This is a genomic window from Janthinobacterium sp. SUN176, from assembly GCF_030587335.1.
Taxonomy (GTDB): domain Bacteria; phylum Pseudomonadota; class Gammaproteobacteria; order Burkholderiales; family Burkholderiaceae_D; genus Janthinobacterium; species Janthinobacterium kumbetense.
Genome location: NZ_JAPWIA010000001.1, coordinates 3,123,364 through 3,136,855, shown reverse-complemented (window position 1 = coordinate 3,136,855; position 13,492 = coordinate 3,123,364). Strand labels below are relative to the sequence as shown.

Annotated in this window: 13 protein-coding genes; 5 read left to right on the top strand and 8 right to left on the bottom strand. The window is 63.2% G+C overall.

The window, feature by feature from the left end; translation table 11 throughout:
* Window position 1: 1 nt before the first annotated feature.
* From eda to O3299_RS14120, 5 genes are all read left to right on the top strand, one after another.
* Window positions 2-631: a bifunctional 4-hydroxy-2-oxoglutarate aldolase/2-dehydro-3-deoxy-phosphogluconate aldolase gene (gene eda, locus O3299_RS14140; RefSeq protein ID WP_035821279.1), complete on the top strand. Its 630-nt coding sequence runs from the start codon at window positions 2-4 to the stop codon at window positions 629-631.
* Window positions 632-819: 188 nt separating this feature from the next.
* Window positions 820-1,332, top strand: coding sequence for a Rhs element Vgr protein (locus O3299_RS14135; RefSeq protein WP_305062536.1), 513 nt, complete (start codon window positions 820-822; stop codon window positions 1,330-1,332).
* A gap of 200 nt (window positions 1,333-1,532) precedes the next feature.
* Window positions 1,533-2,015 carry a TadE/TadG family type IV pilus assembly protein gene (locus O3299_RS14130; RefSeq protein WP_305062535.1) on the top strand — a complete coding sequence of 161 codons (483 nt, stop codon included), beginning with the start codon at window positions 1,533-1,535 and terminating at the stop codon, window positions 2,013-2,015.
* Window positions 2,015-2,602 carry a TadE/TadG family type IV pilus assembly protein gene (locus tag O3299_RS14125; RefSeq protein WP_305062534.1) on the top strand — a complete coding sequence of 196 codons (588 nt, stop codon included), beginning with the start codon at window positions 2,015-2,017 and terminating at the stop codon, window positions 2,600-2,602. The genes O3299_RS14130 and O3299_RS14125 overlap by 1 nt, the downstream gene beginning before the upstream one ends.
* Window positions 2,603-2,664: 62 nt before the next feature.
* The gene (locus O3299_RS14120) at window positions 2,665-4,047 is read left to right on the top strand and encodes a vWA domain-containing protein (protein ID WP_305062533.1); all 1,383 of its coding nucleotides are present in this window, start codon (window positions 2,665-2,667) and stop codon (window positions 4,045-4,047) included.
* Window positions 4,048-4,609: 562 nt separating this feature from the next.
* Here O3299_RS14120 and O3299_RS14115 read toward each other — a convergent pair.
* From O3299_RS14115 to O3299_RS14080, 8 genes are read right to left on the bottom strand one after another with little or no spacing between them, the layout of a single operon-like run.
* On the bottom strand, window positions 4,610-5,542 hold the full coding sequence (locus tag O3299_RS14115) for a type II secretion system F family protein (protein ID WP_305052899.1): 933 nt from the start codon (window positions 5,540-5,542) through the stop codon (window positions 4,610-4,612).
* A 22-nt stretch (window positions 5,543-5,564) separates the two neighbouring features.
* A complete protein-coding gene (locus tag O3299_RS14110; protein ID WP_305056046.1) occupies window positions 5,565-6,542 on the bottom strand; it encodes a type II secretion system F family protein in 978 nt (325 codons plus the stop codon).
* 11 nt (window positions 6,543-6,553) lie between these two features.
* Complete coding sequence (locus O3299_RS14105) at window positions 6,554-7,939, bottom strand: CpaF family protein (protein ID WP_369812179.1); 1,386 nt, start codon at window positions 7,937-7,939, stop codon at window positions 6,554-6,556.
* Window positions 7,936-9,126 carry an AAA family ATPase gene (locus tag O3299_RS14100; RefSeq protein WP_305052897.1) on the bottom strand — a complete coding sequence of 397 codons (1,191 nt, stop codon included), beginning with the start codon at window positions 9,124-9,126 and terminating at the stop codon, window positions 7,936-7,938. Before O3299_RS14100 ends, O3299_RS14105 begins: the two co-directional genes overlap by 4 nt.
* Window positions 9,127-9,164: 38 nt before the next feature.
* Window positions 9,165-9,455: a pilus assembly protein gene (locus tag O3299_RS14095; RefSeq protein WP_305052896.1), complete on the bottom strand. Its 291-nt coding sequence runs from the start codon at window positions 9,453-9,455 to the stop codon at window positions 9,165-9,167.
* 10 nt (window positions 9,456-9,465) lie between these two features.
* Window positions 9,466-11,247, bottom strand: a complete 1,782-nt coding sequence (locus O3299_RS14090; protein WP_305052895.1) for a type II and III secretion system protein family protein — start codon at window positions 11,245-11,247, stop codon at window positions 9,466-9,468.
* 48 nt (window positions 11,248-11,295) lie between these two features.
* Entirely contained in the window at window positions 11,296-12,129 is an 834-nt protein-coding gene (gene cpaB, locus O3299_RS14085) for a Flp pilus assembly protein CpaB (protein ID WP_305052894.1), read from the bottom strand.
* Window positions 12,126-13,472 (bottom strand): ATP-binding protein, encoded by a 1,347-nt coding sequence (locus tag O3299_RS14080; protein ID WP_305052893.1) that lies wholly within the window; start codon window positions 13,470-13,472, stop codon window positions 12,126-12,128. The genes cpaB and O3299_RS14080 overlap by 4 nt, the downstream gene beginning before the upstream one ends.
* Between the last annotated feature and the right edge of the window lie 20 nt (window positions 13,473-13,492).

The following is a 13,492-nucleotide window of genomic DNA, read 5'->3' as shown; positions in this document are numbered from 1 at the left end:
GATGACCATGACACTACTGGAAATTATGCGCACCTCGAGCGTGATCCCCGTGATTGCGATCGACGATCCTGAACACGCCGTACCGCTGGCGCGCGCGCTGGTGGCGGGCGGCATCCGCGTGCTGGAAGTGACCCTGCGCACCAAGCACGGCCTGGAAGCGATCCGCGCCATGTCGGAAGTGCCGGGCGCCATCGTCGGCGTCGGCACCCTGACCCGTCCCGAGGAATTCGCCCAGGCGCGCGACGCGGGCGCCGTCTTCGGCGTCTCGCCAGGCCTGACGTCCGCCCTGGTGGCGGCGGCGAAAAGCAGCGGCTTGCCCCTGCTGCCAGGCGTGATGACGCCGGGCGAAGTGATGGCGGCGCGTGAAAACGGCTTCCAGCAGCTGAAACTGTTCCCGGCCGTGCCGGCGGGCGGCATCGGCATGCTCAACGCCATTTACGGCCCGCTGCCGGACATCACGTTCTGCCCGACGGGCGGCATCTCGCAAGAGACGGCGTCGCAGTTCCTGGCGTGCAAGAACGTCGCCTGCGTGGGCGGTTCGTGGCTGACGCCGAAAGACGCGATCGCGGCCGGTAACTGGGACCGCATCACGGAAATCGCCAAGGCAGCCAGCGGCCTGCGCTCGGTTTAGTCGTACCTGACATAAGCTACTGCGCGTCGCCCTTTGCGGCCTGCGATGCTCACCGTGCTCCAGCACGGTTGCGCTTCTTGGCCACAAATCGCTGCCGCTCGCTACGCTTCTGTCAGGAACTTGACGCTTTGATAATGCGGCAGGCCTGCATGCCTGCCGCGCTTTCTTCTCCTCTTCTTATGCGCGTCTTGCGCCGTCCCCTCACCATCGGCGAAACTGCCATGGCCCGCAGCGTCTTCCAGGGCGCCATCGACTACGCGCGCGTGCGCGTCGTGCGCGGCTCCTTTTTACCGTTCGGCTTGCAGGACCAGAACACGGCGATGACGCCGCGCGGCAGCCTGCACTTCATGCCGGCCCAGTACCGCGACGATTTTTCCCGCGAAGGCAATGGCGGCAAGCTGTTCTTCATCCACGAGATGGTGCATGTGTGGCAATACCAGCTCGGCTACAGCGTGCTGCTGCATGGCGTGTTGCTGGCGCTGTGCGGCGGCTACATCCGGCAGCGCGCCTACCGCTACGACGCGCAGGCGGGCGGCGTCCTGTCCGACTTCAACATGGAACAGCAGGGCGACCTCATCGCCCACTACTTCGGCGCGCGCCAGCTGGGCATCCCCGCCTACGTGGCGAAGCTGCCGCAACTGCAGGAGATCCTGCAGGGCTTCCTGCTCGATCCCCGTGACCGTACCTTGCTGCCGCGCTAATTTTCTTTCCCCCGCGAATTTTCCTACGCGCATAAATTTCTGCATATTCAGACCTTGACTTTCGGCTTAGCATTACCTAAATTAAATTATACAAAGAACAATTTATTTGGTTTTATTGCAACGTCGGCGCAAGACCGAGAGCAACCTGTCCAAGCGAGTAAATTATGCAGACTAGAAACAACTGTAGGGGAATGTTGCGAATGAAAAAACCATCGCGCGGCGCGGCGCTGGTGGAGTTTGCCTTGATCGCCCCTATTCTTTTTTTCCTCATCGCCATGATCATGGAACTGGGAGTCATGTTCTGGGTTAACCTGACGATGCAGTACGCGGTGCGCGAAGGAGCCCGTTACTCCATCACGGGACAGAACAACCTCGATCCCGCCAGCGCCAACAAGCAGCGCTATGAGGCTGTGCTACAAAAGATCAAAGACAGTTCGGTCGGCCTGTATGCCATGGTCAGCCCAGTGGTAGTGGTCAATGGCGTATCGCAAGCGCCATCCGCGTACAACAACAATATGTTTGGCGCGGCAGGCGATATCGTCGTCTTGCAGGTGAATTGCACCTGGCCCGTCATCACGCCCGCATGGCGCTTGATGGCTTTGCTCAATCCCAAAACGTCCACCAGCGTGCCGGGCCAGTATGCCTTCAGCGTCGCTGCCACCATGCGTAACGAGGCCTTCTGATGACACCATCCAAACTATTGGCGCGCACGCGCAGCCAGCAGGGCGTGGCCGCTGTGGAATTCGCCCTGGTCCTGCCTTTCCTGCTGATGATGGCGATACCCGTCTTTGACCTGGCGCGCATCGTGCAAGGCGACATGATCCTTACCAACCTGAGTCGCGAAGGCGCCAACCTGGCCTCGCGCTCGTCGCAAGACCCGCAAACCATCATGACGGCGCTGGCGATGACGACACCGCCGCTTGACATGGCCAGCAATGGCAGCATGTACATCAGCAAGATCATGGGCAATGGCCCCGGTAAGCAGAACGTCATCCTTGAGCATTACCGCTGGACTCAGGGGCCGCAACAGGCCAGCAAGGTATGGAGCTGCAGCAACTGGGCCAGCGACGGCACGGGCAAGTGCACCAGCATCCCCAGCGCCGGTTCGCCCATCAATGATGCCATGAGCAACCAGCTGGCCAACGGCGAAATTATTTATGTCGTCGAGGGGCTATATCGCGCCAACATCCTGTTCGCTGGCATGAGCCTGGGCTTTGGCGCGCAAACGCCCCAGCTGAGTGGCAATCTGTACGCCAAGACCATTTTTTAGACACGCTGTCATCATTGCGCAGGCGCACGTGCAGGCGCTCGTGCAGGCACCGGGAGAAGACCATGAAAAGCATACGCAGGCAGACTGGAAAACAAAAGGGGCAAGTTCTGATCGTCATCGGCCTGTCGATGGTGGTGCTGATTGGTGCGGTGGGCCTGGCCATCGATTCCGGCCTGGGCTTCATCATCCGCTCCAAGCTCAATGCGGCCGTCGACGCGGCCAGTATCGCCGCCGCGCGCGCCGTCACGCAAGGCGTGGGTGAAGCGGCGCAGCGGGCCAGCGCCCAGGCCGCAGCGCAAAAGTTCTTTGCCGCGAATTTTCCTACTGGCTACCTGGGGGCCACACCCACCTTCAACGATCCCACCGTGACCTTTGACGCGGGCAAGGTGACGATCGATGCGGCGGCCACTGCCGTCGTGCCCGTGACCCTGATGCGTGTGCTGGGGTTCAATTTGCTGACGGTCAGCGCCGCGGCGCAAACTATTCGCAAGGACCTGGACCTGGCCTTCGTGATGGATACCTCGGGTTCGCTGTCGCCCGTCGGCTCCACCGTCATCAGCAGCGCGCAGCTGTTTCTCAGCAAATTCAATCCGGCGCTGGATCGCATGGCCCTGATCCATTTTTCCTACGGCGCCGAAGTCGATACGCCGATCAGCAAGGTGGCGCGCGGTTTCGACCAGGCGGGCATGAAAACGACCATAGGCAAGTATTCATTTGACGGCTTGACGAATTCGACCGAAGGCATGTGGAATGGGCGCGATCAGCTCAACAGCATCGCTCTTGCCAACCGCTCCAGCCTGCGCGTCATCGTGTTTTTTTCCGACGGTTCGCCCAATACGATTTCTTCCGTCTTCAAGTTCAAGACGCCGGCCGACTGCACCACGCCAGGCTCGCTGGTGACGGGCGACGGTACCAGCACCGGGACGCCGGCCGGCCTGTGGCTGATCAACAAACAGGGCACGACAGCTGCCGGCAAGTGCAACCAGGGTTCGAACATTGTCAAGAATCTCGATGCGGCCGCCTTGCCGCAATGGTATAACGCGCATAATCCGACCAACCTGCCGGCCCTGCAGGAATTTCCCATCATCACGGCCACGCCACGTGCGGTCACCAACGATACCAGCAGTAATTCGGCCACCTGGATCAATGTCAACAGGGCCTCGCGCAACCTGCTTGAAGCGGTGGCCAGCAAGGCCCGCAGCGAGGGCATGTATGTGTTCACCCTGGGCCTGGGCAGTGAACTGACGAATGCCAATGGCCCCGCTCCCAGCGACAAGGGCGAAGACATCCTCAAGTGCATGGCCAACACGCCGGATGCCCTGTCGCGCTGTGTGAAGGCGGGCGCCGGTCAACCGATTGGAATTTATTGTCACGCCGCCAACTCCGACGAGTTGAAACCCTGCTTCGAGAAACTTGCTTCGGCCATTTTGCGTATCAGCATGTAGATACGGAAAACAGATGGCCAGGGCCGGATATCCCCTCCGGCCCTTTTTTATTGCCCTTGCACTTAGGCTGCGGCCAGCACATCATACGGCTATGCTGCTGAATCTTCCGCTCGCCGAGGAATCGATGGCGTATGAGGCGGGATACTCGTACCGCATGGCGGAGTGCCCCGCGACGATATGCAAACCTTGCTCCTTGAGGTTTTTAGCCAGCCGAGTCCGGCATGATTGCTGCTAGCAGTCGTCCATGATCGGTGCGGTGTTGTCAGCGGACTTGGTGCTTGGCCGCTGATTGCTGATAGGGACTTGGTTCGGGTACATCCCGAAGCCATCCGTAATGTGGTTGCCAAAGGCTGGAATCGGGCATCGTGCCTGTGCGGCCCTGCAGGCCCGTGGCACGCGCAGCGGCTGAGGTGCCAGGCATCGTGGCAGGAGGTCGTGTTTCAGGGGGGAGGGCAATGCAGGAAGGCGTCAGGAGAACAGGCAAGTGGCGGTTGGAGTGGTGGGGGGTATCTTTGGCCCCCGGCAGCGCTGACTGCCGGGAGCAGGCGGGAAGGCTGCGGCCCTAATTGCCACCGGCCATGCCAGGCAGCAATACGCGATAGATTTGCAGGAAGGCTGGTCCCATGAGGACGACCAGCAGCGAAGGGAAGATGAAGAAGATCAGGGGAAACAGTAGCTTCAGGGCAATTTTCGCAGCCTGCTCCTCGGCCAGCTGGCGGCGCTTGGTGCGCAACTGGTCAGATTGCACGCGCAGGGAAGCGGCGATGCTGGTGCCGAAGCGTTCTGCCTGAATCAGCATGGCGACCAAGGCATCGACATCTTCCACGCCCGTGCGCAGGGCGAGGTTGCGCAAGGCTCGTTCCTTCGAGTTGCCGGCGCGCAATTCCAGCGTCAGAAGGTGCAGTTCCTCGGCCAGCACGGCGCTTTTCAGCGTGATTTCGGAAGCCACCCGCGCCAGCGCCGCATCCATGGCCAAGCCCGCTTCCACGCAGACCGTCATCAGATCCAGCGCATCGGGAAAACTTTCAAAGATATCGCGCTGGCGCAGGCGGATGCGGCGGTTCAGCCAGCCGTTCGGCAGGTAGTAGCCGAAACCGGCGGCCAGCAGCAGCCACAGCAGTAATGCCGTGCCGCTGTAATGCACGCCGGCCAAGCTCAGGCCCAGGAACAGCAGCACAGGCAGGCCCACGGCGAGGGCTGTCTTGGCGCCAAAATACAGCAGGGGGGCGGAGGGATGGCGCAGGCCCGCATGCATGAAACGCAGGCGTATTTTCGACGTCTCCCAACCTTCTTCTGGCAGGGACAGGCGCGCCAGCGGTCCGCTCAGCTTGACGAAATGCGTCAGCCAGTGGCGGGCGCCGCCCGTCCCGGCCGCGCCCACGCTGTTGATACGGTGGCGCAGCGGGTCGGGTACGGCCAGCAGCAGCACGAACATGGCACCGGCGAAAACGGCGACGAACAGCAAGCCGAGAAAGCCCATTTGCATGGTAGTCATGATGTCGTTCCCCTCAAAAAAATCATACCCGGATATGGATGATATTACGCATGCAGATGACGCCGAGCAGCATCAGCAACAGGGCGCCACCCAGCATTTTCTGCCCGCCGGGATCGCGGTACAGCAGCTCCAGGAAGGTGGGGTTGGTCAGCTGAATCATGGCTGCCGCACCAAATGGCAACAGCGCCAGGATCCACGCCGACAGGCGCGCCTCGGCTGACAGCACGCGTACCTGTCCCAGTAGCTTCATGCGCTCGCGGATGATGTGGCTGATGCTGTCGAGCAATTCCGATAGGTTGCCGCCCGTCTCGCGCTGGATCAGCACGGCGATGACGAAATAGCGCACGTCCGTGCTGGGCACGCGCGTGGCCAGGTTCATCAGCGCGTCCGGCATGGCGATGCCGAAGTTGACTTCGTCGAAGGCGATGCGAAATTCGTCGGCCAGCGGCGCGTTCATTTCCTCACCGACCATCTTCAGGGCTGTGGGAAAGGCATGCCCGGCGCGAAGGGCGCGGCTCATGAGTTCCAGCGCGTCTGGCAATTGCTGGCCGATGCGCTGCAGGCGGTGTGCCTTGGCGCGCTCGATGTAGTAAAAGGGCAGCAGCGCGCAGGCGGCCGCTACCAGCAGGCGCAGCAGCCAGGGCAGGTTGATCAGGCTGGCGCCAACCAGACCGATGAGGAAGGCCAGCAACACCAGCATGGCCCACTGCGCCACGCTCCACGTCAATCCTGACTGTTCCAGCAGGCGGTCGAGTGCATGCACGCGGGGCACTTCCAATAATAATTTCTGCAGCACCGGCGTTTCACTGAGCAGGCGCTGCTTGATCATCGACGTGTTCTGCTCGCCCGCGTGGGCGCCGGCCGACATCACGCGCAGGCGCCGTGCCACCCGTTCCGATTCCGGACCGCGCACGTTGTTCCAGCTCTGGTACAGGCCCGTGACGAGCAGTACCACGGCGATGAAGATCAGTGCCCCGAAGACGTAATAACTGTAGTCCATGGCGTGGCTCCTCAATGGTATTGGCGGTTGGGATCGAACAGGCTTTCCGGCACGACGACGCCGAAGGCGCGCAGGCGATCGAGGAAACGGGGACGCACGCCGCTGGCCTGGAAGTGGCCGCTGACGGCACCGTCCTGGGCCACGCCCGTCTGGCGGAACGTGAAGATTTCCTGCATGGTGATCATCTCGCCTTCCATGCCCGTGATTTCCTGGATCGACACCACCTTGCGCTTGCCGTCCGTCAGGCGCGCCACCTGCACCACCACACCGATGGCTGCGCTGATCTGCTGGCGCATGGCCTTGCCCGGCAACATGGAGGCCGCCATGCTGATCATGTTTTCCAGCCGCGTCAAGGCATCGCGCGGCGTGTTGGCATGGATGGTGGCCATCGAACCCTCATGGCCCGTATTCATCGCTTGCAGCATGTCGAGCGCCTCGGCACCGCGCACCTCGCCGAGGATGATACGGTCGGGCCGCATGCGCAGGGCATTGCGCACCAGCGCGCGCTGCGTCACTTCGCCCTTGCCTTCGATGTTCGCTGGCCGCGTTTCCAGGCGTACCACGTGCGGCTGCTGCATTTGCAGTTCCGCTGCATCCTCGATGGTGACGATGCGCTCGGTGCCGCTGATGAAGCCCGATATCGCGTTCAGCATGGTGGTCTTGCCGCTGCCCGTGCCGCCCGAGATCAGGATATTGATCTTGGCCTTGCCCAGGCCCTGCAGGATTTGCGCCATTTCGAGCGTCAGGCTGTGATGCTCGACCAGGTCGGAAAGCCGTAGCGGCTGGGCTGAAAAGCGCCGTATCGACATCACGGGGCCGTCGATGGCCAGCGGCGGGATGATGGCGTTGACGCGCGAACCGTCGGGCAGGCGCGCATCGACCATGGGGCTCGATTCATCGATGCGCCGCCCCACGCGCGAGACGATCTTGTCGATGATCTTCATCAGGTGCGCATCGTCGGTGAAGCGGACGTTGCTCAGCTCGAGCTGGCCATGGCGTTCGACATATACCTGGCGGTGCGTGTTGACGAGGATATCCGATATCGACGGGTCGTTCAGCAGCGGTTCGAGCGGCCCGAAGCCCAGTACTTCGTCCTGGATGTCGCGCACCAGGGTACGCCGTTCAAGGTCGTTGATGACGACGCTGTCTTCTTCCAGCAAGCGCCCCACCAGGATCTTCAGGTCGTCGCGTATCTGCTCCTGGGACAGGCGCTGCATGCCTTCCAGGTCGATGCGGTCGAGCAGGGACTGGTGCACGTGCTGCTTGAGTTCCTGGTAGGCGGGGTTGTCGATACTGCCGCCGCGCACGGCACCGAAGGCCGTATTACTGTTCGCGCCCGGGGCGCTGCCGAGGCGTTCGCGCAGGCTGGGGCTGGCGCCATTGATGTCGATGCTCATGCTGTTTCCCCTCGAAGATGAATGGGCCGGCTACGCTGGAACAGGCGTGAAAACAGGCCGGGCGTACTGGCCGCGCGCGTGCCGCCCAGCTTGAGCGCGCACTCCTGCAATGATTTTGCCAGCGCACTGCCGGGCGCCAGCTTCAGCACGGGCACGCCCTGGTTGACCGAGGCTGCCGCCACTGGGTAGTGATTTGGCATGGCATGGAAGATGCGGTGGCCATAGGCCGCTTCCAGGTCGCGCCCGCGGATTTCATCGGTACCCGTATGGCGGTTCAGGATCAGGTGGATCTTGCTGGCCGGGTACTCCAGCGACTGGAATACCTGCAGCAGCCGCTTGCCATCGCGGATGTAGGGCAGGGTTGCCTGCACCACGGGGCAGATCATGTCGGCGTGGTCGAGCGCGCGTACGCTGATGGCATCGAGGCCGCGGCCCGTATCGAGCACGATGAAGTCGTATTCGTGGCGCGCCAGATGCAGCAGCTGGTCGATGTGTTCGGGCTTGATGTCGCTTGCGTGGCCGGGATCTTCGGGAGCTGCGAGGATGCTGAAGTTCGGCGTCACCTGCACCATGCTGGCGTTCAGGAAGGAGGGGTCGAGGCGGTGGATCTGCTGTGCCACGTGCGACAGCGTGGCGGCCGGTTTCTGATCCGAGACAAACAGCGCCGCATCGCCAAACTGCAGGTTCAGGTCGAACAGCGCCACGCGCTGGTTGTCCTGCGCCAGCGCATACGCCAGGTTGGCGGCGAGGAAGGTAGCGCCGCTGCCGCCCTTGCACGAGACGAAGGCGATAATCTTGCCGTCGCGCCGCTCGTGGCGCGCGCTCTTGTCCTCGATGCGCTGCAATGCCGTAGTCAGGGCGGCGCCGTTGTCTGCTTGCGGCAGCACTTCGCGTACCCCCGCGCGCATGGCTTGCAGCAAGAAGTCGCTGCCCTGGTGCTGGCACTGCAAGATGATGGCCATGGCGGGCTGGCGGCTGGCCAGGCGTTCGATGCGCACCAGATCGGCATCGTCGATGAAGGGCTGCGTCAGCAACAGTACGTCTGGCGCGGCCATTTCAGCCGTGCCGGCCAGCCGTTCCAGGCTGCCGACGGCGCTGTCGATATCGTCGCCTGCATGGCGCTCGCGCAACAGCGCCGTCATCGCGGCCAGTTGTTTCTCGTTACTGGAGATAATGAAGATTTTCACGGCAGGCTCCGGCAGTGGCTGGGTGGATGGGGCACGGTTCAGCGTTTGCTCACGCCGATCGTCAGCACATCGGGAATCGGATCGGGTGCGCTATAGGATTTCTGGTACAGCTTGTAGCCGCTGACGGCAGCCTTGCCATCGAGGCCCAGCACGGGATTGCGGTTGGAGACGGCTTCCGGATACAGGATTTGCTGCTGCTTGAGCAAGGTCACCGACTCGCCGAAATGACTGTCGAGTACGGGGGTGGTGGTGGCGGTACAGCCGGCCAGCGCGCCGATCGCCGCAGCGCACAGCAGGCAGCGGGGCAGGGTGGTTGCGAAGGTTTTCATGGGGATGCTCCTATTTGAGATCGTCGATAATGCTGGCCGATGACGTGGCCGCATCGGCTTTCGGCACGGCGCGGTATTGCGGCAGGTCATTGCTGGTCACCGTGGGCGTGGCGACCGGCATGGCGGGTGGCACGGGCGCGGCCATGGCGGCAGGCGGCGGGGCGGATGCGGGCGCGGGCAGCGGTGCCGGCTGCGGCATCGGGGCTGGTGCCGGCGCCGTACCCTCCATTTTGCCTTGGATAAACATGTCGCCGCGCGTAGGCTGTACGTACGGATCGGTGGGCAGCTTGTAGTCGGGTGGCAGCGGTTTGACCAGGTGCGGCGTGATGATGAAGACCAGTTCCGAACGGTCCGTCTGGAAGTCCGTGCTGCGGAACAGGGCGCCCAGCACGGGCACTTCGCCCAGGCCCGGCAAGGCCTTGATATTGCTGGTCACATTATTCTTGATCAAGCCGCCGATGGCGAAGCTCTGGCCGTCGAACAGCTGTACCGTGGTGGTGGCGCGGCGCGTGGTAAATGAGGGCAGGATGGCGGTGGTCGAAATGCCGGTGGCCGTGATGCCGATGCCTTCCTTGTTCAGGTCAGACACTTCCGGCGACACTTTCAGGTTGATGCGCCCCCCTTCGAGCACGGTGGGGGTGAATTTGACGGCCACGCCAAACTCTTTTTCTTCCAGCGTGATGGTGGGCGTGCCGCCATTGTTGGTCTGGCTGACGGGGATGAAGATCTTGCCGCCGGCGAGGAAACTGGCTTCCTGGCCACTGATGGCCATGATATTCGGTTCGGCCAGTACCTTGATCAAGCCATCGCGCTTTTGTGCATCGAGGCCCAGGAAATTGCCATTGCGGCTGTTGCTGGCGCCGATGCTGCTGGGATTGTTGCTGAGCAAGTTCGACAGCAGCGAATAGGTCCAGCCGCCGATGGTCTTGCTCAGGCCCAGGTTCGCACCCAGTTGGTCGACCAGGGTTTTCGACACTTCCGCCACCTTCACTTCCAGCATCACCTGCTGTGGCGCGGCGATCGCCATCAGGTTGATCACGCGCGGCGAGGCCGATGGCCCGCCCGAAGGGTCGGGCGCGGCGCCGGCCGCGGCGGGCGCCGCACCGGCAGCGGCGGCGCCGGCTGCGGGGCGCGAACCGCGCTGCGCATACGCGTTTGCCAGCGACATCACCTGGTCGGCCTTGACGGTGTCGCTGACGACGCCCGACAGTATCAAGGTGTCGCCGGCCACCGTCACGTGCAGGTCTTTTTCATTCGGCAGCAGTTCGGCCAGCCGCGCCTGCAGCAGGCTGGCGTCGATGCTGACGGACAGGTCGATGATGCTCGCTTCATTGTTGCGGTTCCACACGATCAGGTTGGTCGTGCCCACGGATTTTCCCAGCAGGTAGACATCGGTGGTATTGAGCAGGATCACATCGGCGATGCGCGGATCGCCCACCGAGACACGGGCAACGGGAAACGGCAGGTGCATCAGCGTGGACTTGCCTTCGGCCAGGGCCATGTTGCGGCTGAGGTCGGCCCGCCCGCCCGCCGTATCGAGCATGGCTTGCTGCGCCACGGGTTTCATGCGCGGGGCACGGCGCACGACCTTGGGCGGCGGCGTGGTTGCCGCAGCCGCAGCTGATGCCGACGCCGTGGCGCCCGGCGGCGTGGTCGACAGGCCCGGCGACGTGGCAGGCGCGCCTGCTTCGCCATGGGCGGCCGGGATCAGGGCGCCGATGGCGGCGATGGCGAGTGCCATGCGCAGGATGCGGCCTCCGTTTGCTGTGCTCAGTTTGCTCATGGTATTCATGGCATGCTCCTCGTGGTGCTGATCGGATGACGATCAGCGTGGCGTTGTTCAGAATTGTTGGGAGCTGCGTTCCAGCCCTTTGATGACATCGACTTGCGGCCCGGTTGGCCCTTGCGCCATGCGGCGGCGCACGACTGGCCGGGGGGCGGGGGCGGCTACCTGGGCGGCAACCTTGGCGTCCAGCAGGCTGGTCTTGGTGGCGCCTTCCGTGTTGACGGGTTTGTCTTCAATCTGGTTGCGCAGCACCAGCGACAGGGTGCCCACGCTGCGCGCCAGGTCGAGTTTTTCCGTCTGGTCGGGCGTCAGTTCCAGGGTCACTGCATTGACCACCTTGGGCTTGGTGTCGTCACGGTTCGATTCCTGCGCGATGGCCAGCACGAGGATGCGTTCAAGCACGATTTTTGAAATGCTGGGGTCGCGTCCGGAGCCCGTCTTGGCCACGTCATCCTGCGTGTTGACGAGAATGTCGACGTAGTTGCCGGGCAGGGCGAAACCGGCCACGCCGACCACGTCATTGACACGCACCGTCATGGCGCGCTTGCCTTCGCCCACCACGGCCGACAGGCCGCCCTGGGTGCCGGGGGGCGCCAGCTTGCTTTCCATGATCGGTTCGCCGAGCTGGATGCTGGTGCGCGTGACGCGCGCATCGAGCAGTTTCGGGTCGTTGAAGGCGCCCGGCGGCAGTGCGCTGCTGGGCCAGTCGACCATGCGCACCATTTCCGGCGCGATGCGTGCGCCCAGGCTGATGTCGACCAGGGCGACAGCGACCTTGTTGGTATTGCCCGAAGCCTGGGCATTGATCCAGCGAGCGGCCACGATGACCGCCACGAACGCCAGGATGACCGCGAAGGCCATCATCGTCAGAGCGCGTGCGTTTCTCATTTTGATACTCCTTTATGCAGGACCGCAGCCGGTCCGTTCTGTATGCCGGCGGAGCCGTCGGCGGCGCCGAAATAATTGTTCCAGGCCCAGTGCAGCGCGTCGGCTTCGAGCCTTGGCGGGCGGCCCTCATAGCGGGCCATGTCGCACAGCTGGGCCAGGATGTCACGTGGATAGCAGGCCAGCAGGGGCCGCGCGTGCTGGCCGTGCAGCTGCAACAGGTAGTGGTAGGCGGCATGGTTGAAGGTCATGCCGAATTGTTCGCAGACGTGGCGGAACACGGCTTCGTAGTGGTAGCCGCTCAATTCGCCGACATGGATCTTGTAGCCGATACGGCGCAGGAAGGAGTCGTCGGCCAGCTGCTGCGGCGCCAGGTTCGAGGAAAAGACCACGATGACGTCGAAGGGCACCGGGAATTTGTAGCCCGTGTGCAGCGACAGATAATCGATGCGGCGCGCCATCGGCACGATCCAGCGGTTCATCAGTTCCACGGGCGAGCAGCGCTGGCGGCCAAGGTCATCGATGATGAAGATGCCATTGTTCGCCTTCAGGTGCGGCGGCGCCTGGTACAGGCGGGCACCGGGATCGAATTGCAGGTCGAGCATGTCGAGCGTCAGTTCGCCGCCCGTCAGCACCGTGGGGCGCCAGGCGCGTACCCAGCGCGGGTCGGCCGGCGGCGCTACGTCGGTGGCCAGCGTGTGCAGCATGGGATCGAGGAAGGGCAGCACTTCGCCATCGACCATCACCGCGTGCGGCAGGGCGATGGTGCCGCTGAGCAAGCCGTGCAGGCGCTCGGCCAGATACGTCTTGCCGCTGCCGGCGGGACCGTGCAGGAACAGGGCGCGGCCCGAATTCATGGCCGCGCCCAACTGGTCGAGCACCGAGGTGCAGGCCACCACGTCATGAAATTGCTGCATCATGGTTTCCCGCGTGACGTGCATGTGCGCCACGCTTTGCGCCAGTACCTGCGCGCTGTAGTGGGCCAGGGTGACGGGGGCGGGACCGCTGTAGGCATTGCGCCGCAAATAGTCGGCTGCGCGCAGGCGGCCCTGGTCGCCCAGGTGATAGTGCTGGTCGGCGTCCGTGCCGCTATAGCCGTTGCGTTGCACTTCGCACAGTTTTTCGGCGCGCATGAAGGTCAGCAGCGGTTCGAGCACGCCGGCGCCCAGTTTTACATGGGACGACAGGGCCGGCAAACCGATCTGGCCGCGCAAGAACATGACCTTCACCAGCAGTTCCACCAGGAACAGGAAGGGCAGGCCTGTTTCAGCCACGTTGCGCGGTGCGCGCTGCATGGCCGGCATGATGCTGCCGTCTGCGGGCGCTTCTGGGTAGGTATCGGGCATGATGATCGCTCCTTTTGCCG

Coding starts and splice junctions, on each gene's coding strand:
- eda (WP_035821279.1), top strand. CDS start 2: ATGACCATGACACTACTGGAAATTATGCGCACCTCGAGCGTGATCCCC.
- O3299_RS14130 (WP_305062535.1), top strand. CDS start 1,533: ATGAAAAAACCATCGCGCGGCGCGGCGCTGGTGGAGTTTGCCTTGATC.
- O3299_RS14125 (WP_305062534.1), top strand. CDS start 2,015: ATGACACCATCCAAACTATTGGCGCGCACGCGCAGCCAGCAGGGCGTG.
- O3299_RS14120 (WP_305062533.1), top strand. CDS start 2,665: ATGAAAAGCATACGCAGGCAGACTGGAAAACAAAAGGGGCAAGTTCTG.
- O3299_RS14115 (WP_305052899.1), bottom strand. CDS start 5,542: ATGACTACCATGCAAATGGGCTTTCTCGGCTTGCTGTTCGTCGCCGTT.
- O3299_RS14110 (WP_305056046.1), bottom strand. CDS start 6,542: ATGGACTACAGTTATTACGTCTTCGGGGCACTGATCTTCATCGCCGTG.
- O3299_RS14105 (WP_369812179.1), bottom strand. CDS start 7,939: ATGAGCATCGACATCAATGGCGCCAGCCCCAGCCTGCGCGAACGCCTC.
- O3299_RS14095 (WP_305052896.1), bottom strand. CDS start 9,455: ATGAAAACCTTCGCAACCACCCTGCCCCGCTGCCTGCTGTGCGCTGCG.
- O3299_RS14090 (WP_305052895.1), bottom strand. CDS start 11,247: ATGAATACCATGAGCAAACTGAGCACAGCAAACGGAGGCCGCATCCTG.
- cpaB (WP_305052894.1), bottom strand. CDS start 12,129: ATGAGAAACGCACGCGCTCTGACGATGATGGCCTTCGCGGTCATCCTG.
- O3299_RS14080 (WP_305052893.1), bottom strand. CDS start 13,472: ATGCCCGATACCTACCCAGAAGCGCCCGCAGACGGCAGCATCATGCCG.